This is a genomic window from uncultured Streptococcus sp. (assembly GCF_963521255.1).
Classification (GTDB): domain Bacteria; phylum Bacillota; class Bacilli; order Lactobacillales; family Streptococcaceae; genus Streptococcus.
The window spans coordinates 28,763-46,893 of the sequence record NZ_CAUQTU010000008.1 but is presented as its reverse complement, the minus strand read 5'-3'; the positions used below and the strand labels follow the sequence as shown (position 1 = coordinate 46,893).

The following is an 18,131-nucleotide window of genomic DNA, read 5'->3' as shown; positions in this document are numbered from 1 at the left end:
TTATGATTAAGAGAGATAGTTGTTGATTAGGCTGTCATTATTCAGTTCATAAGGAACGGTAATCATAATGAACTATCAATCAGAAAAAAGACTAGAAAGAAGACTGTATGGATAATCGACCAATTGGTTTTTTGGATTCGGGTGTCGGGGGCTTGACCGTTGTGCGCGAGCTCATGCGCCAGCTTCCCCATGAAGAAATCGTCTATATTGGAGATTCGGCACGGGCGCCTTACGGCCCCCGTCCTGCTGAGCAAATTCGTGAATATACTTGGCAGTTGGTCAACTTTCTCTTGACCAAGGATGTCAAGATGATTGTCATTGCTTGTAACACTGCGACTGCTGTCGTCTGGGAAGAAATCAAGGCTCAACTAGATATTCCTGTCTTGGGTGTAATTTTGCCAGGAGCTTCGGCAGCCATCAAGTCCAGCCAAGGTGGGAAAATCGGAGTGATTGGAACACCCATGACGGTACAATCAGACATCTACCGTCAGAAAATCCATGATTTGGATCCGGACTTACAGGTGGAGAGTTTGGCCTGTCCCAAGTTTGCTCCCTTGGTTGAGTCGGGTGCTCTGTCAACCAGTGTCACCAAGAAAGTGGTCTATGAAACCCTGCGTCCCTTGGTTGGAAAGGTGGATAGCCTGATTTTGGGTTGTACCCATTATCCACTCCTCAGACCTATTATTCAAAATGTCATGGGGCCCAAGGTTCAGCTCATCGATAGTGGAGCAGAGTGCGTACGAGATATCTCAGTCTTACTTAATTATTTTGAAATCAATCGTGGTCGCGATGCTGGACCACTCCATCACCGTTTTTACACAACAGCCAGCAACCAAAGTTTTGCACAAATTGGTGAAGAATGGCTGGAAAAAGAGATTTATGTGGAGCATGTAGAATTATGACAAATAAAATTTATGAATATAAGGATGACCAGGACTGGTATGTCGGCTCATATAGTATTTTTGGTGGTGTCCGGACATTGACTGATGAAGACTTGGATTTTCCTCTAGTTGGATTGGCCAAAATCTTTCGAGACGAGGAACGAGGTTTTCCACTTTCAGTTACTGTTTTACGCTATGGTTCTCCCTACCGTTTATTGTCTTTTGTAGTAGATATCCTTAACCAAGAAATGAGACGAAATTTGGAAGTTATTCAACGTCAGGGAGCCCTGCTCTTGGTTGAAAATGGGCAGCTCTTGTATGTAGAATTGCCTAAAGAAGGGGTCAATGTTCATGATTTCTTTGAGACAAGCAAGGTCAGAGAAACCTTATTGATTGCGACTCGTAACGAGGGCAAGACCAAGGAATTCCGAGCTATCTTTGACAAGCTAGGCTACGATGTGGAAAATCTTAATGACTATCCTGACTTGCCTGAAGTAGCAGAAACAGGCATGACCTTCGAAGAAAACGCCCGCCTTAAGGCGGAAACCATTTCTCAATTAACGGGCAAGATGGTTCTGGCAGATGATTCTGGTCTCAAAGTCGATGTCCTAGGCGGCTTGCCAGGTGTCTGGTCAGCTCGTTTCGCAGGTGTGGAAGCAACTGATCGTGAAAACAATGCCAAGCTCTTGCACGAATTAGCCATGGTCTTTGAACTCAAGGACCGCTCGGCTCAATTCCATACAACCCTAGTCGTAGCCAGCCCAAACAAGGAAAGTTTGGTTGTTGAAGCAGACTGGCCAGGCTACATTAACTTTGAACCTAAGGGTGAAAATGGATTTGGTTACGATCCTCTCTTCCTTGTAGGAGAGACAGGCAAATCATCAGCTGAGTTAACCCTTGAAGAAAAAAATAGCCAATCTCACCGTGCCTTAGCCGTTAAGAAACTTTTGGAGGTATTTCCATCATGGCAAAGCAAATCATCATTGTAATGAGCGATTCTCATGGCGATAGTTTGATTGTGGAAGAAATCCGTGATCGCTATGTAGGCAAAGTTGATGCCGTTTTTCATAACGGCGATTCTGAACTGCGCCCTGATTCTCCCCTTTGGGAAGGCATCCGTGTTGTTAAAGGGAATATGGACTTCTATGCAGGTTACCCAGAACGTTTGGTGACTGATCTTGGTTCGACTAAGATTATCCAAACCCATGGTCACTTGTTTGACATCAATTTCAACTTTCAAAAGTTGGACTACTGGGCTCAGGAAGAAGAGGCCGATATCTGTCTCTATGGTCACTTGCATGTGCCAAGCGCTTGGATGGAAGGTAAGACCCTCTTTCTAAATCCAGGTTCCATCAGTCAACCACGTGGGACCATCAGAGAATGTCTCTATGCTCGTGTGGAGATTGATGATAGTTACTTCAAAGTGGACTTTTTGACACGAGACCATGAGGTGTATCCAGGGTTGTCTAAGGAGTTTAGCCGATGATTGCCAAGGAGTTTGAGACTTTCTTGTTGGGGCAGGAGGAAACTTTTTTGACCCCTGCTGAAAATCTGGCCGTGTTGATTGATACCCACAATGCAGATCACGCGACCCTCTTGCTTAGTCAGATGACCTATACCCGTGTTCCTGTTGTAACAGATGAAAAACAGTTTGTTGGGACGATTGGGCTCAGAGATATTATGGCTTATCAGATGGAGCATGACTTGAGCCAAGAAATCATGGCAGATACGGATATTGTTCATATGACCAAGACGGACGTAGCGGTTGTTTCGCCTGATTTTACCATTACGGAGGTCTTGCACAAGCTGGTAGATGAGTCCTTCTTGCCGGTTGTGGATGCGTCTGGGATTTTCCAAGGAATTATCACGCGCAAGTCTATCCTCAAGGCAGTCAATGCCCTCTTGCATGATTTTAGTAAGGAATATGAGATTCGATGCAAATGAGAGATAGGATTTCAGCCTTTTTAGAAGAAAAGCAGGGCTTATCTGCCAATTCCAAGCAGTCCTATAAGTATGATCTGGAACAATTTTTAGACATTGTGGGCAAGCAGATTTCTGAGACCAGTCTCAAGATTTACCAAGCCCAGCTAGCAGATCTAAAAATCAGCGCCCAGAAGCGAAAGATTTCGGCCTGTAACCAATTTCTCTACTTTCTCTATCAAAAAGGAGAAGTGGATAGTTTTTACCGCTTGGAATTAGCTAAACAAGCTGAAAAGAAGACCGAAAAGCCAGAATTGTTAGACTTAGACTCTTTTTGGCAGGAAAGCGATATTCCAGAGGGGCGTTTACTGGCTCTACTTATCTTGGAAATGGGGCTCTTGCCGAGTGAGATTTTAGCTCTCAAGGTTGAGGATATCAATCTGGATTTTCAGGTGTTGCGAATCAAGAAGGCTTCTCAACAGAGGATTGTTACCATTCCCACGACCTTGCTTTCAGAATTGGAACCCTTGATGGGCCAGACCTATCTCTTTGAAAGGGGAGGGAAAGCCTATTCTCGTCAGTGGGCCTTTCGTCAGTTAGAAGCTTTTGTCAAGGAGAAAGGTTTTTCATCCTTATCAGCCCAAGCCTTGAGGGAACAGTTCATTCTAAGACAGATAGAAAAGAAGGTCGATTTGTACGAAATTGCAAAAAAATTAGGATTAAAAACAGTCCTGACCTTAGAAAAATATAGATAATGGATATTAAACTAAAAGATTTTGAAGGGCCCCTGGACTTGCTCTTGCACCTGGTTTCTAAGTACCAGATGGATATCTACGATGTGCCCATTACGGAAGTCATCGAACAGTATCTAGCCTATGTCTCAACCCTGCAAGCCATGCGTCTGGAAGTGACGGGGGAGTACATGGTTATGGCCAGTCAGCTCATGCTGATCAAGAGCCGCAAACTACTTCCAAAGGTAGCAGAAGTGACAGATTTGGAGGATGACCTGGAGCAGGATCTTCTCTCCCAAATCGAAGAATACCGCAAGTTCAAGCTCTTGGGGGAGCACTTGGAAGCCAAGCATCAAGAACGGGCCCAACACTATTCCAAAGCGCCGACAGAGTTGATTTACGAAGATGCGGAGCTTGTGCATGACAAGACGACCATTGACCTCTTTTTGGCTTTTTCAAATATCCTAGCCAAGAAAAAAGAGGAGTTTGCACAGAATCACACGACTATCTTGCGGGATGAGTATAAGATTGAGGACATGATGGTTATCGTGAAAGAGTCCTTGACTGGACGAGATCAATTGCGCTTGCAGGATTTGTTCAAGGAAGCCCAGAATGTCCAAGAGGTCATTACCCTTTTTTTAGCGACCCTAGAGTTAATTAAAACCCAGGAACTAATCCTCGTGCAAGAGGAGAGTTTCGGAGATATCTATCTCATGGAAAAGAAGGAAGAAAGTCAAGTAGTCCAAAGCTAGACTTGATAGAGAGGAAAGATGAGTACTTTAGCAAAAATAGAAGCGCTCTTGTTTGTAGCGGGTGAAGATGGGATTAGAGTCCGCCAGTTAGCTGAACTCCTCTCTCTGCCACCAACAGGCATCCAACAGAGTTTAGAAAAATTAGCCCAGAAGTATGAAAAGGACCCAGATTCCAGTTTGGCTCTGATTGAGACAGGGGGCGCTTATAGATTGGTGACCAAGCCTCAATTTGCAGAGATTTTAAAGGAATATTCCAAGGCACCTATCAACCAGAGTTTGTCTCGGGCTGCCCTTGAGACCTTGTCTATCATTGCCTACAAACAGCCCATCACACGGATAGAAATTGATGCCATCCGTGGGGTAAACTCGAGTGGGGCCTTGGCAAAGTTGCAGGCTTTTGACTTGATAAGAGAAGATGGGAAAAAAGAAGTGTTGGGTCGCCCCAACCTCTATGTGACTACGGATTATTTCCTAGATTACATGGGAATTAACCATTTGGAAGAACTGCCAGTGATTGATGAGCTTGAGATTCAAGCGCAAGAAAGCCAATTATTTGGTGAAAGGATAGAAGAAGATGAGAATCAATAAGTATATTGCCCACGCAGGTGTGGCCAGTAGGAGAAAAGCAGAAGAGCTGATCAAGCAAGGTTTGGTGACGGTTAACGGCCAAGTGGTACGTGAACTAGCAACCACTATCAAGTCAGGAGACAAGGTCGAAGTTGAAGGCCAGCCTATCTACAACGAAGAAAAGGTCTACTATCTGCTTAACAAACCACGCGGTGTCATTTCCAGTGTGACAGATGACAAGGGCCGCAAGACGGTTGTCGACCTCTTGCCCAACGTGAAAGAGCGCATCTACCCTGTAGGTCGTTTGGACTGGGATACATCAGGAGTCTTGATTTTGACCAATGATGGGGATTTTACGGATGAAATGATTCACCCTCGTAATGAGATTGACAAGGTCTATGTAGCGCGTGTTAAAGGTGTGGCCAATAAGGATAATCTCCGCCCCTTGACCCGTGGACTTGAGATTGATGGCAAGAAAACCAAGCCGGCTGTCTATGAGATTCTCAAAGTGGATCCAGTCAAAAACCGTTCTGTGGTGCAGTTGACCATCCATGAAGGGCGTAACCATCAGGTTAAAAAGATGTTTGAAGCTGTCGGTCTCCAAGTGGACAAGTTGTCACGGACCCGTTTTGGACATCTAGACTTGACAGGACTCCGTCCAGGAGAATCCCGTCGTCTTAACAAAAAAGAAATCAGCCAACTACATACCATGGCTGTAACTAAGAAATAATGAAACGAATCTTAATAGCGCCTGTGCGCTTTTACCAACGTTTTATCTCGCCAGCCTTTCCCCCCTCTTGTCGTTTTGAGCCTACCTGCTCAAACTATATGATTCAGGCTATTGAAAAACATGGCTTCAAGGGTGTTTTGATGGGCTTGGCTCGGATTTTACGTTGCCATCCCTGGTCGAAAACAGGAAAGGACCCCGTCCCAGACCACTTTTCCCTTAAATGGAATCAAGAAGAAAAATGAGGTTGGGCAAAAATATTTTAGTGAAATGATAAAAACGCATCCTATCAGGTTTGAGTGATTCTGATAGGATGCGTTTTATCATGTAAAGATGTTAGTTGATACTCAATGAAAATCAAAGAGCAAACTAGGAAACTAGCCGCAGGCTACTCAAAACAGTGTTTTGAGGTTGTAGATGAAACTGACGAAGTCAGCTCAAAATACTATTTTGAGGTTGCAGATAGAACTGACGAAGTCAGTAACCATACCTACGGTAAGGCGACGTTGATGTGGTTTGAAGAGATTTTTGAAGAGTATAAATTAGATTCTAATGTATAAAACACAGATAGATGATACTTGGTATTTATCAAGTGCCATCTATCTGTGTTTTTATTTATTATTGATGTTTCTGCTATTTATTCCAAAATGTTTTTGCCTTCTTTAACACGCCAACGATAATCTGATAAAATAATATCTTCGAGGGAGTAGCTAGCCTTCCAATCAAGATATTTTTTAGCTTTTGATGCGTCTGCTAGGACGCTAGCTGGGTCACCAGCACGACGAGCAACAATTTCGTGTGGTATTTTTTGATTCAGTAATTCTTCAGCAGTTTTAAAGATTTCTTTGACGGTATAGCCTTTTTCAGTTCCTAAGTTAAAGATTTGAGAAGAACTGTCTTCTTGAAAGAGGTAGTTCATTCCTTTAACATGAGCCTGTGCAAGGTCCAAGACATGAATGTAATCTCGAATACATGAACCATCACGTGTATCATAGTCATCTCCAAATATTTTCAGGCTATCATTTTGTCCCAATGCGGTCTTGTTGATGTTGGGAATGATATGAGTTGGATTTTTCACTCGCAGACCGTTTGAAGCATCCATTTCAGCTCCAGCAACATTAAAGTAACGGAAAATGACATATTTCCAGTCGTAGCGATTGGCCATCCAGTAAATCATTCGTTCACCCATCAGTTTTGTCTCTGCATAAGGATTGACAGGGTCGAGCAGGGTATCTTCAGTTGCTGGCTTGTCAATACAGTTATTACCATAGAGGGAAGCAGTCGAAGAGAACATGATTTTTTGAATGCCAACTTCAGATAAGACTTTGAGAACTTGGTTCATACCAGCAACATTGGCAGTGAAGTATTTACTTGGATTTTCAATACTTTCGCTCACAACAATTTCACCTGCACAATGAAGAACAGCATCAATCTTGTTTTCTTCCAAGTAAGTTTTTAAGGCGCTAGCATCATAAACATCCAGTTGTTTAAAGCTAGCACGACTATCTACAGCTGAACGATTTCCTGTAGAGAGATTATCTAGGACATGCACCTGGTAGCCAGCATTTAAAAGAGCTTTAACGGTATGGGAGCCAATGTAGCCAGCCCCACCTGTAACAAGAATTGTTTTGGTCATGATTTTTCCTTTTCTAGTTTTGTTCCATTTTAAAAAAATAAGAAAGGAAAGTCAATTATTTTCTGCTAATTTTCGATAAAATCTGAACGATATTGCTATAAAATTGTTTTTTACTCGCAAATCAAGGGTTGTATTAATCTTGGAATATTTCTTAGATTTCACTTCATATGCAAGAGAATACTATCCTTTTCTAAGATAGAGCAGGACTAAGATACTAACTTAGAAATCCACCTTCCCGCTATCCTTCTCCTATAAAAAGTGGTAAAATGGATGAAAGAAAGAAGGAACTGAAATGACAACATTATTTTCAAAAATCAAAGAAGTAACAGAACTTGCCGCAATCTCGGGTCACGAAGCACCTGTCCGTGCTTATCTTCGTGAAAGGTTGACACCGCACGTGGATGAAGTGGTGACAGATGGCTTGGGTGGTATTTTCGGAATTAAACATTCAGAAGCTGCAGATGCACCGCGCGTCTTAGTCGCTTCTCATATGGATGAAGTTGGTTTTATGGTCAGCGAAATCAAGCCAGACGGTACCTTCCGTGTCGTAGAAATCGGTGGTTGGAATCCTATGGTAGTTAGTAGCCAACGTTTCAAACTCCTGACTCGTGACGGTCGTGAAATTCCTGTGATTTCGGGTTCTGTCCCTCCACATTTGACTCGCGGAAAGGGTGGACTAACTATGCCAGCTATTGCAGATATCGTCTTTGATGGCGGTTTTGCGGACAAGGCTGAGGCAGAAAGTTTTGGCATCCGTCCTGGCGACACCATCGTACCAGATAGCTCTGCAATCTTGACAGCCAATGAAAAAAATATCATATCAAAAGCTTGGGATAACCGTTACGGGGTTCTCATGGTGAGCGAGTTGGCAGAAGCTCTTTCAGACCAAAAACTCGGAAATGAACTCTATCTTGGCTCTAACGTCCAAGAAGAAGTTGGTCTTCGTGGTGCTCATACTTCCACAACTAAGTTTGACCCAGAAGTTTTCCTAGCAGTTGACTGTTCACCTGCTGGTGATGTTTATGGCGGTCAAGGCAAGATTGGAGATGGAACCTTGATTCGTTTCTATGATCCAGGTCACTTGCTTCTCCCAGGTATGAAGGATTTCCTTTTGACAACGGCTGAAGAAGCTGGTATCAAGTACCAATACTACTGTGGTAAAGGCGGAACAGACGCTGGCGCAGCTCATCTGAAAAATGGTGGTGTCCCATCTACAACAATCGGTGTTTGCGCTCGTTATATCCATTCTCACCAAACCCTCTATGCAATGGATGACTTCTTAGAAGCTCAAGCTTTCTTGCAAGCCTTGGTGAAAAAATTGGATCGTTCAACAGTTGACTTGATTAAAAACTATTAAACTTAAGGAGGTGGTAGGGATGGTAGAACCAAACCTAGAAAGCCTTGTAAAAGATCTTTACAATCATGCTCGACATGATTTGAGTGAAGATTTAGTTGCTGCTCTCCTAGAGACTGCTAAAAAACTGCCTACTACAAATGAGCAATTGCTGGCAGTTCGTCTCTCAGGCCTGGTCAATCGTGAATTGCTCCTAAATCCCAAACATCCGGCACCTGAATTGATAAACTTAGCTCGTTTTATTAAAAGAGAAGAAGCCAAGTATAGAGGAACTGCGGCTTCTGCGCTTATGTACGGGGAACTCTTTAAAATGCTTTGATTCCTTTGTGAATCAAAGCATTTTTCTATATGTTAGAAAAGCAATTCTTGATGAGGAGAAGAAAAAGCCATCCCATTTAGGATAGCTTCTTGGTACTTAGATTTGTTCAGCGATGACCTTTTCAGCTAAATTCATAGCATGGTCTGATACACGAGTGTAGTGGGAAATGATGTCAATAAAGTTGACCCCAGCTTGTGTTGAACACTCGCCCTTGTTAAGGCGTTTGATATGAGTCTTTCTGAGAACACGTTCTATATTGTTGATTTCTTTATGGCGTTCAATCAGGCTTTGAGCTTTTTCGATATCATTGTTTTCCACGCTATCAAGGACATCCTTGATAAAGCCAGTGGTTTTTTGATAGATATCCGCCAATTCCTCCAAAGCAGCTTCAGAAAACTCGACATTTTTACGTTGAAGATAGTCAGTCAGATTGATTAGGGCTTCTGCGTGGTCCCCAATCCGTTCCAAATCACGGGATGAATCCAGGATGTTGGTCAGCACTTCACTTTCTTTCTGGCTAAGGGCTTCGCTTGAAAGAGTAATCAGGTAACGAGTCAATTTTTCATCAATGGTATTGATGGCTTCTTCTGTTTTGTGTCCTTTTTCAGCAACCTTTTCATTAAGGTCAATGATGTAGTTGTAAGAAAGGTCAAAGGCTTTAGAAGCATAATTTCCTAAGTGTAGGAGTTCTTTTTTGGCATTTCCGAGAGCGATTGATGGAGCTTGTTTAATCAAATGCTCATCAAGATAAAGCGGCTCGTATTTCACAACTTCATCTTCACCAGGGATGAGCTTGGTTACAAAGAAAGCCAAGGCTCCGATGAAGGGAAATTGTACAATGGTGTTACTTACGTTAAAGGCACCGTGAGAGAAGGCGATGGTCATCTCAGGTGAGAGGTGAAGGAGTGCTTGGAAGTACTCAATCATAGCAGTGAAGGGGCCTAAGAAGATTAAGCAAAGAATAGTTCCTAAAACGTTAAAGGTAACGTGGGTTGCAGCAACGCGTTTCGCAGAGACATTGGCTCCAGCTGCCGCGATGATAACGGTTAAAGTTGTCCCAATATTATCTCCGAAGAGAACTGGTAGAGAACCATTAAGGTCAAGGAATCCACCTGCATAGAGACCCTGCAAAATCCCGATTGTCGCAGAAGAAGCCTGGATGAGAACGGTAATCACTGCACCAGCAAAAACTCCTAAAATAGGATTTTGTCCCAAGGTTACCATATATTCCTTGAATTGTGGTAAATCTTTAAGAGGACTCATACCAGCACTGATGAGGTTGAGGGCGTAAAAGATTCCCCCTACACCAAACAGGATGCGCCCGATATTGTTTGCTGTTCTGTTTTTTGTAAAGAATAGGAACATGGTTCCAAGGAAAATCAGAGGTAAAGCATACTCACCAAGCTTGAAACCGATGATAAAGGAAGTAACGGTGGTTCCGATGTTGGCTCCCATGATAATTCCGATAGCCTGTCTAAGAGTGAGAAGACTAGCGCTGACCAGTCCAACCGTGATAACTGTAACCCCTGTACTTGACTGAATCAGGGCAGTCACGACAATTCCGACTAGAACACCTAAAAAGGGATTGCTAGTGTACTTGTCAATGTAAAAACGAAGGCGGTCTCCAGCAGCTTGTTGCAAACCGTCTCCCATGGTCTTGATACTATATAAGAATAGTCCCAGACCACCTAAAAAGTGAAATAAAATTTCCTGCCAATTAATGGACATTTCTTTTCCTCCGAAAAATAATAACGGAATTTCTCCTATTCTATTTTAAAGGATAAAAATAAATCTAACAAGTGTTAAGATGAAATTTTAGAAAGAAAATTTGTGAGAAAAAGTAAAAATAATAAACTTTAACATGGCATGGAGATTAAATATCGAAAAATCTTGTGAAATCTTTCCTTATATTTCCAAAGTGTGATATAATAGTTTCGAATAAAATAAATAAAGGGGTTTTTGTAACATGGCAAAACTTACTGTTAAAGACGTTGACTTGAAAGGTAAAAAAGTCCTCGTTCGTGTTGACTTCAACGTACCATTGAAAGATGGCGTAATCACTAACGACAACCGTATCACAGCAGCTCTTCCAACTATTAAGTACATCATCGAACAAGGTGGACGTGCAATTCTTTTCTCTCACCTTGGACGTGTGAAAGAAGAAGCTGATAAAGCTGGTAAATCACTTGCTCCTGTAGCAGCTGACTTGGCTGCTAAATTGGGTCAAGATGTTGTTTTCCCAGGTGTCACTCGTGGTGCTGAATTGGAAGCAGCAATCAACGCTCTTGAAGATGGACAAGTTCTCTTGGTTGAAAACACTCGTTACGAAGATGTTGATGGCAAAAAAGAATCTAAAAACGATCCTGAACTTGGTAAATACTGGGCATCACTTGGAGATGGTATCTTCGTAAACGATGCATTCGGTACAGCTCACCGTGCACACGCATCTAACGTTGGTATCTCAGCAAACGTTGAAAAAGCAGTTGCTGGTTTCCTTCTTGAAAACGAAATTGCCTACATCCAAGAAGCAGTTGAAACTCCAGAACGTCCATTCGTAGCGATCCTTGGTGGTTCAAAAGTTTCAGACAAGATTGGTGTTATCGAAAACTTGCTTGAAAAAGCTGATAAAGTCCTTATCGGTGGTGGTATGACTTATACATTCTACAAAGCTCAAGGTATCGAAATCGGTAACTCACTTGTAGAAGAAGACAAATTGGATGTTGCGAAAGCTCTTCTTGAAAAAGCAAATGGTAAATTGATCTTGCCAGTTGACTCAAAAGAAGCAAACGCCTTTGCTGGTTACACTGAAGTGCGTGACACTGAAGGTGAAGCAGTTTCTGAAGGCTTCCTTGGTCTTGACATCGGTCCAAAATCTATCGCTAAATTTGACGAAGCTTTGACTGGTGCGAAAACAGTTGTGTGGAACGGACCTATGGGTGTATTTGAAAACCCAGACTTCCAAGCTGGTACAATCGGTGTGATGGATGCTATCGTGAAACAACCAGGTGTTAAATCAATCATCGGTGGTGGTGACTCAGCTGCCGCAGCGATCAACCTTGGTCGTGCAGACAAATTCTCATGGATCTCTACTGGTGGTGGAGCATCAATGGAACTTCTCGAAGGTAAAGTTCTTCCAGGACTTGCAGCCTTGACAGAAAAATAAGATTTTCTAAATGAATCAAAGAAGAGAGGGATAAAAGTTCCTCTTTTCTTTTGCTTAAAATAAAAACGCTTCCTCTCAACTATTACTCATAAAATCACCCAAATTATGATAAAATGGAAATAGAAAGTTGAGATTATGAGTTATTTTAAAAAATATAAATTCGATAAATCCCAGTTCAAACTTGGTATGCGAACCTTTAAAACAGGTATTGCTGTTTTTCTAGTTCTCTTGATTTTTGGCTTTTTTGGCTGGAAAGGTCTTCAAATCGGTGCTTTGACAGCCGTTTTTAGTCTGAGGGAGAGTTTTGATAAGAGTGTTCATTTTGGGACTTCACGTATTCTAGGAAATAGTATCGGTGGCCTCTATGCTCTGGTCTTCTTCCTATTAAATGGCTTTTTCCATGAAGCTTTTTGGGTAACTTTAGTAGTTGTTCCAATTTGTACCATGTTAACCATTATGACAAATGTAGCCATGAATAACAAAGCAGGTGTTATTGGTGGTGTAGCGGCCATGTTAATCATTACCCTATCGATTCCGAGTGGTGAAACGATTTTGTACGTGTTTGCGCGTGTATCGGAAACTTTTATGGGAGTTTTTGTCGCAATTCTGGTAAATTACGATATTGACCGTATTCGTCTCTTTTTAGAAAAAAAAGAAAAATAATGTTACATTTTATAACATTATCAATTGACGTTTGTCTTTTTTTAGACTATAATAGACAGAAAGAAGGAAATTGTAAATGAAGGAAAAAGAATTTCGCCGAAATATGGCTGTTTTTCCTATCGGCAGTGTTATGAAGTTGACCGATCTATCGGCGCGTCAGATTCGTTATTATGAAGATCAAGAGTTGATCAAACCTGATCGAAACGAAGGAAACCGTCGCATGTATTCCTTGAATGACATGGATCGTCTGCTTGAAATTAAAGATTATATCTCTGAAGGTTATAATATCGCTGCCATTAAGAAAAAATATGCTGAGCGTGAAGCGAAATCCAAGAAAGCGGTGAGTCAGACTGAGGTGCGTCGTGCACTTCACAATGAACTCCTCCAACAGGGGCGCTTTGCTTCAGTACGGTCACCTTTTGGTCGCGGTTAGGCAACCGCAAGTAGTTATACATTAAGGAGAAAACTCATGCCAATCACAGCTGCAGATATTCGTCGTGAAGTCAAGGAAAAAAATGTTACCTTTATTCGTCTCATGTTCTCAGATATTTTGGGGACGATGAAGAACGTCGAAATTCCTGCTACAGATGAACAGTTAGATAAAGTTTTGTCAAACAAGGTTATGTTTGATGGATCTTCTATCGAAGGTTTTGTACGTATCAATGAGTCAGATATGTACTTGCATCCTGACTTGGATACATGGACAGTCTTCCCTTGGGGAGATGAAAACGGAAGTGTTGCAGGTTTGATCTGTGATGTCTATACAACAGAAGGTGAACCATTTGCAGGTGACCCTCGTGGTAATTTGAAACGTGCTCTCCGTCACATGGAAGAAGTAGGATTCAAATCCTTCAACCTTGGGCCGGAGCCAGAATTCTTCCTATTTAAATTGGATGAAAATGGAGACCCAACACTTGAAGTGAATGACAAGGGTGGCTACTTTGATTTGGCGCCTACTGACCTTGCGGACAATACACGTCGTGAGATTGTGAATGTCTTGACCAAAATGGGATTTGAAGTAGAAGCCAGTCACCACGAGGTTGCGGTTGGACAACACGAGATTGACTTTAAGTACGATGAAGTTCTCCGTGCTTGTGATAAGATTCAAATCTTTAAACTTGTTGTTAAAACCATTGCTCGCAAACATGGACTTTACGCAACCTTTATGGCCAAACCAAAATTTGGTATTGCTGGATCAGGTATGCACTGTAATATGTCCTTGTTTGATGCAGAAGGAAACAATGCCTTCTTTGATCCAAATGATCCAAAAGGAATGCAGTTGTCAGAAACTGCCTACTATTTCCTTGGCGGTTTGATCAAGCATGCCTACAACTATACTGCTATCATGAACCCAACAGTTAACTCATACAAACGTTTGGTTCCAGGTTATGAAGCGCCTGTTTACATTGCTTGGGCTGGTCGTAACCGTTCGCCACTTGTACGCGTGCCTGCTTCACGTGGTATGGGAACTCGTCTTGAGTTACGTTCAGTGGATCCGATGGCAAACCCATACATCGCTATGGCTGTTCTTTTGGAGGTTGGTTTGCATGGTATTGAAAATAAAATCGAAGCACCAGCTCCTATCGAAGAAAATATCTACATCATGACAGCAGAAGAGCGTAAGGAAGCTGGTATTACAGACCTTCCATCAACTCTTCACAACGCTTTGAAAGCTTTGACAGAAGATGAGGTTGTCAGAGAAGCTCTTGGAGAACATATCTATACTAGTTTCCTTGAAGCCAAACGAATCGAATGGGCAAGCTATGCAACCTTCGTTTCACAATGGGAAATTGATAATTATTTAGACCTTTACTAATACTAATATAGAAGAAAGATTGCCTGAGGGCGGTCTTTTTTCTTGTGTTTTATATCGAGGTGTGATATATTTTGTATAACGAGATGCGATATATCGAACTGAATAGGAGGTAGCTATAAATGGAATTAACGGATAAGATTCGTCGGGTCTATCTTCCGATGACGGAAACGGGTTTTTATATCTTGTTCTGTCTGCAAAAGGAAGGTCATGGTTATAGTATTACGCAAAAGGTCAAGGAGATGACAGATTCGCAAGTTTCGATTAGTCCTGGAACTATGTATGGAACCTTGTCAAAAATGGAAAAGGATGGTTTGATTTTCTTTGTCCGCGAAGAGGAAAAACGGAAAATCTATCAGATAACAGACTTGGGACGAAAAGTCTTAGATATTGAATTGAAGCGTATTGAACGGCTCTATAGAAACAGTCGGGAGGAAGGATGATGGAAAAGAAAATTGTTTATCGAATTTTTACAATTGCGGATTATGAGAGGGAGGCTCTATACTTTAGAGAAATGCATGTTAAGGGCTGGAAACTTAGAAAAGTAAGCTATTCTATCTTATTGTTTGCAGTTAAGTATACCTTTGAAAAGTGTCAGCCTGAGCAAGTGTCTTATCAGTTGGATTTTTACCCAATGGAAAAATCAGAGAGATCCTCCTATTTACAACTATTTAAAGACTGTGGCTGGGAGCATATTACAGACTTTAATGGTTTTTCCTATTTTAGAAAAGCGCATTCTGAAATTGAATCGGATGCAGAATTTGAAATCTATAATGACGCTGCTGGGAAGTTAGCTATGGTTAATCGCATTTTAAGACTGCGATTAGTACCTGTTTTACTTTTGCTAGCCATACATATACCATTCTTACTTAAATTGCTCAATAGAAGTAATGCGTATGGTCTATGGAGTTTTCTTGCGGTCGGGCTAGATGTTTTCTTGTCTTTAATCCTTTTGTTAATAGTTGCCTATATTAGCTGGAAGTTATGGCATAAAAAGAAGGAATTATCAGATTTATGATAGGATAGGTATGCTCAAAATTGGAGGGAAAGTCATGATAAATAAAAAGCAATTTCGGATTTTCACCATTGTTGATTTGGACAAGAAAGAAGAATATTTGCATGAGATGCATTTGAAAGGTTGGAGGTATAGAACGAGTCGTTTTGGTTTGTTCTATTTTGACCAATGTCAACCAGACGATGTTATCTACTGTATCTATGATTCTAGATTTCTTAAAAAGCATCAACATGAATTGCAAGATTTTAGAGATAGAGGTTGGGAATTGATAGAAACAGGTTTTTGTTCAATTCTTCGTAAACCAGCTTCTGATATACTTTCAGAGGATCAAGTCTATATGAGTAAGGGGCTCAGATGGGAAGTTATGCGATCTAGACTTCGTTCATGTGCAGCTACTTTCTTAGGTGGTTTGGTTGTTTGTATGAGTTTATTTAAAGAAGAACTTTCTATGTCTTTCTTTATTATTTTTCTTTTATATGCTTTCATGATTTCTTATCTAATCTATGGTTATTTTAGACTAAAAAGGAAATATCGAGTAGATAAACAGTAAGGTTCTAGGTCTTTAGACTGATTTTTAGCACTCTTGGCAAAAGAGTGCTAATTTTTTGAGTTTTTGTCTTGACATTCTCTTTTAAGGGTGTATAATAGAATCATAAGTTAGCACTTGAGTGTATCGAGTGCTAATCGGTCAGACAGAGAGGAGTGATGAGATGGTTACAGAGCGTCAGCAGGATATTCTAAATCTGATTATTGACATCTTTACCAAAACGCACGAACCTGTCGGATCTAAAGCCTTGCAAGAGTCTATTAACTCTAGCAGTGCAACCATTCGTAATGATATGGCAGCTCTAGAAAAGCAAGGTTTGCTTGAAAAGGCCCATACTTCAAGTGGTCGAATGCCAAGTGTTGCTGGTTTTCAGTACTATGTGAAACACTCACTGGATTTTGACCGACTAGCTGAAAATGAGGTTTATGAGATTGTCAAAGCCTTTGATCAGGAATTCTTCAAATTGGAGGATATTCTGCAAGAGGCTGCTAATCTACTGACAGACCTGAGTGGCTGTACGGTAGTAGCACTGGATGTTGAACCGAGCAGGCAACGCTTGACAGCCTTTGATATAGTTGTTTTAGGGCAACATACAGCCTTGGCGGTATTCACCCTAGACGAGTCTCGAACGGTTACCAGTCAATTTCTGATTCCAAGGAACTTTTTGCAGGAGGATTTGCTGAAACTGAAGAGCATCATTCAGGAACGTTTCCTCGGCCACACCGTTCTAGATATTCACTACAAGATTCGGACGGAGATTCCGCAGATTATCCAGCGCTACTTTACAACAACGGATAATGTGATTGATCTCTTTGAACACATCTTTAAGGAAATGTTCAACGAAAATATTGTGGTGGCGGGCAAGGTCAATCTCTTGAATTTTGCTAATCTGGCAGCTTATCAGTTCTTTGACCATCCGCAAAAGGTGGCTCTGGAGATTCGTGAGGGGTTGCGTGAAGATCAGATGCAAAATGTCCGAGTTGCGGACAGTCAAGAGTCCTGCCTAGCTGACCTAGCGGTGATTAGTAGCAAGTTCCTCATTCCTTATCGGGGAGTTGGAATTCTAGCAATTATCGGTCCTGTTAATCTGGATTACCAGCAGTTAATCAACCAAGTCAACGTAGTCAACCGTGTTTTGACTATGAAGTTGACAGATTTTTACCGCTACCTCAGCAGTAATCATTACGAAGTACATTAAGATTGAAATCATTAAAGGAGGCGAAAATGGCCCAAGATATAAAAAATGAAGAAGTAGAAGAAGTCCAAGAAGAGGAAGTTGTGGAAACGGTAGAAGAAACAACTCCTGAGAAGTCTGAATTGGACTTGGCAAATGAACGTGCAGATGAGTTCGAAAACAAATACCTTCGCGCTCATGCAGAAATGCAAAATATCCAACGCCGTGCCAATGAAGAGCGTCAAAACTTGCAACGTTACCGTAGTCAGGACTTGGCAAAAGCGATTCTCCCTTCTTTGGATAACCTTGAGCGTGCACTTGCAGTTGAAGGTTTGACAGATGATGTGAAGAAGGGCTTGGAAATGGTTCAAGAAAGCTTGATTCACGCTTTGAAAGAAGAAGGAATCGAAGAAATCGCAGCTGACGGTGAATTTGACCATAACTACCATATGGCCATCCAAACTCTCCCAGCAGACGATGAACACCCAGCAGATACCATCGCCCAAGTCTTCCAAAAAGGCTACAAACTCCATGACCGCATCCTACGCCCAGCAATGGTGGTTGTTTATAATTAGGATACAAAGCCCGTAAAAAGCTCACTGTAAAAATAGGAGATTGACGAAGTGTTCGATGAACACAAGGAAATCTATCTTTTTTACCCAGAGCTTAGGGCGTGTTCGATTAGGCAATTCTGACGGTTGCTGAAGCAACTCGTCGTCGAAATAAAATCGATTTCGACTCCTCGTGTCGCAATTTACATAATAGAAAACTTGTCCGAAACGACAATAAACTATGAAGAAAGATAAGAGGCAAGCCGGAGGCTTGCAAGGAAGATATTTTCCGCCGTGGTGAAAGTTTCAGTAGCAAAA

Annotated in this window: 23 protein-coding genes; 21 read left to right on the top strand and 2 right to left on the bottom strand. The window is 41.6% G+C overall.

What is annotated here, in order from left to right; all coding sequences use genetic code 11:
* The first annotated feature begins 107 nt into the window (after positions 1-107).
* The 10 genes from racE to RWP09_RS06875 all read left to right on the top strand — a co-directional run bounded on the left by racE (position 108) and on the right by RWP09_RS06875 (position 6,138).
* Positions 108-902 carry a glutamate racemase gene (gene racE / locus RWP09_RS06920; RefSeq protein ID WP_314435766.1) on the top strand — a complete coding sequence of 265 codons (795 nt, stop codon included), beginning with the start codon at positions 108-110 and terminating at the stop codon, positions 900-902.
* Positions 899-1,870 carry a nucleoside-triphosphate diphosphatase gene (locus RWP09_RS06915; protein WP_314435764.1) on the top strand — a complete coding sequence of 324 codons (972 nt, stop codon included), beginning with the start codon at positions 899-901 and terminating at the stop codon, positions 1,868-1,870. Before racE ends, RWP09_RS06915 begins: the two co-directional genes overlap by 4 nt.
* The gene (locus tag RWP09_RS06910; protein ID WP_314435761.1) at positions 1,846-2,367 is read left to right on the top strand and encodes a metallophosphoesterase; all 522 of its coding nucleotides are present in this window, start codon (positions 1,846-1,848) and stop codon (positions 2,365-2,367) included. Before RWP09_RS06915 ends, RWP09_RS06910 begins: the two co-directional genes overlap by 25 nt.
* Complete coding sequence (gene cbpB, locus RWP09_RS06905) at positions 2,364-2,825, top strand: cyclic-di-AMP-binding protein CbpB (RefSeq protein ID WP_000560716.1); 462 nt, start codon at positions 2,364-2,366, stop codon at positions 2,823-2,825. Before RWP09_RS06910 ends, cbpB begins: the two co-directional genes overlap by 4 nt.
* On the top strand, positions 2,822-3,556 hold the full coding sequence (xerD, locus tag RWP09_RS06900; RefSeq protein ID WP_314435757.1) for a site-specific tyrosine recombinase XerD: 735 nt from the start codon (positions 2,822-2,824) through the stop codon (positions 3,554-3,556). Before cbpB ends, xerD begins: the two co-directional genes overlap by 4 nt.
* Positions 3,556-4,284, top strand: a complete 729-nt coding sequence (locus RWP09_RS06895; protein WP_261196364.1) for a segregation/condensation protein A — start codon at positions 3,556-3,558, stop codon at positions 4,282-4,284. Before xerD ends, RWP09_RS06895 begins: the two co-directional genes overlap by 1 nt.
* Before the next feature lie 18 nt (positions 4,285-4,302).
* Positions 4,303-4,872 carry an SMC-Scp complex subunit ScpB gene (gene scpB, locus RWP09_RS06890; protein WP_000105303.1) on the top strand — a complete coding sequence of 190 codons (570 nt, stop codon included), beginning with the start codon at positions 4,303-4,305 and terminating at the stop codon, positions 4,870-4,872.
* Entirely contained in the window at positions 4,859-5,581 is a 723-nt protein-coding gene (locus RWP09_RS06885; RefSeq protein WP_001222228.1) for a pseudouridine synthase, read from the top strand. The genes scpB and RWP09_RS06885 overlap by 14 nt, the downstream gene beginning before the upstream one ends.
* Entirely contained in the window at positions 5,581-5,823 is a 243-nt protein-coding gene (gene yidD / locus RWP09_RS06880; RefSeq protein ID WP_314435750.1) for a membrane protein insertion efficiency factor YidD, read from the top strand. Before RWP09_RS06885 ends, yidD begins: the two co-directional genes overlap by 1 nt.
* Before the next feature lie 105 nt (positions 5,824-5,928).
* Complete coding sequence (locus RWP09_RS06875) at positions 5,929-6,138, top strand: hypothetical protein (RefSeq protein WP_314435747.1); 210 nt, start codon at positions 5,929-5,931, stop codon at positions 6,136-6,138.
* A 77-nt stretch (positions 6,139-6,215) separates the two neighbouring features.
* Here RWP09_RS06875 and galE read toward each other — a convergent pair whose 3' ends face one another.
* On the bottom strand, positions 6,216-7,214 hold the full coding sequence (galE, locus tag RWP09_RS06870; protein ID WP_314435745.1) for a UDP-glucose 4-epimerase GalE: 999 nt from the start codon (positions 7,212-7,214) through the stop codon (positions 6,216-6,218).
* A 292-nt stretch (positions 7,215-7,506) separates the two neighbouring features.
* On the opposite strand from galE, the gene pepA reads away from it, so the two are divergent.
* Together pepA and RWP09_RS06860 are read left to right on the top strand one after the other, a co-directional pair.
* Positions 7,507-8,571: a glutamyl aminopeptidase gene (gene pepA, locus RWP09_RS06865; RefSeq protein WP_314435743.1), complete on the top strand. Its 1,065-nt coding sequence runs from the start codon at positions 7,507-7,509 to the stop codon at positions 8,569-8,571.
* Between the two features lie 19 nt (positions 8,572-8,590).
* Entirely contained in the window at positions 8,591-8,887 is a 297-nt protein-coding gene (locus RWP09_RS06860) for a bacteriocin immunity protein (protein WP_000230159.1), read from the top strand.
* Between the two features lie 96 nt (positions 8,888-8,983).
* Here the strand turns inward: RWP09_RS06860 and RWP09_RS06855 are convergent, their stop codons facing one another.
* Positions 8,984-10,615, bottom strand: coding sequence for a Na/Pi cotransporter family protein (locus RWP09_RS06855; protein WP_314435738.1), 1,632 nt, complete (start codon positions 10,613-10,615; stop codon positions 8,984-8,986).
* Between the two features lie 238 nt (positions 10,616-10,853).
* Here RWP09_RS06855 and RWP09_RS06850 point away from each other — a divergent pair, with 238 nt between their 5' ends.
* From RWP09_RS06850 to grpE, 9 genes are all read left to right on the top strand, one after another.
* Entirely contained in the window at positions 10,854-12,050 is a 1,197-nt protein-coding gene (locus RWP09_RS06850) for a phosphoglycerate kinase (protein WP_001096743.1), read from the top strand.
* A gap of 135 nt (positions 12,051-12,185) precedes the next feature.
* Positions 12,186-12,713, top strand: a complete 528-nt coding sequence (locus RWP09_RS06845; RefSeq protein WP_049540998.1) for an aromatic acid exporter family protein — start codon at positions 12,186-12,188, stop codon at positions 12,711-12,713.
* A 76-nt stretch (positions 12,714-12,789) separates the two neighbouring features.
* Positions 12,790-13,146, top strand: a complete 357-nt coding sequence (gene glnR, locus RWP09_RS06840) for a transcriptional repressor GlnR (protein WP_000659548.1) — start codon at positions 12,790-12,792, stop codon at positions 13,144-13,146.
* A 36-nt stretch (positions 13,147-13,182) separates the two neighbouring features.
* Positions 13,183-14,529: a type I glutamate--ammonia ligase gene (glnA, locus tag RWP09_RS06835; RefSeq protein WP_314435721.1), complete on the top strand. Its 1,347-nt coding sequence runs from the start codon at positions 13,183-13,185 to the stop codon at positions 14,527-14,529.
* Between the two features lie 119 nt (positions 14,530-14,648).
* Positions 14,649-14,969: a PadR family transcriptional regulator gene (locus RWP09_RS06830; RefSeq protein ID WP_045612791.1), complete on the top strand. Its 321-nt coding sequence runs from the start codon at positions 14,649-14,651 to the stop codon at positions 14,967-14,969.
* A complete protein-coding gene (locus RWP09_RS06825; RefSeq protein WP_314435715.1) occupies positions 14,969-15,544 on the top strand; it encodes a DUF2812 domain-containing protein in 576 nt (191 codons plus the stop codon). Before RWP09_RS06830 ends, RWP09_RS06825 begins: the two co-directional genes overlap by 1 nt.
* A 34-nt stretch (positions 15,545-15,578) precedes the next feature.
* On the top strand, positions 15,579-16,091 hold the full coding sequence (locus RWP09_RS06820; RefSeq protein WP_314435712.1) for a DUF2812 domain-containing protein: 513 nt from the start codon (positions 15,579-15,581) through the stop codon (positions 16,089-16,091).
* A 160-nt stretch (positions 16,092-16,251) separates the two neighbouring features.
* Complete coding sequence (gene hrcA, locus RWP09_RS06815; RefSeq protein ID WP_125430984.1) at positions 16,252-17,286, top strand: heat-inducible transcriptional repressor HrcA; 1,035 nt, start codon at positions 16,252-16,254, stop codon at positions 17,284-17,286.
* A 26-nt stretch (positions 17,287-17,312) separates the two neighbouring features.
* On the top strand, positions 17,313-17,837 hold the full coding sequence (grpE, locus tag RWP09_RS06810; RefSeq protein ID WP_000046038.1) for a nucleotide exchange factor GrpE: 525 nt from the start codon (positions 17,313-17,315) through the stop codon (positions 17,835-17,837).
* The last annotated feature ends 294 nt before the right edge of the window (positions 17,838-18,131 follow it).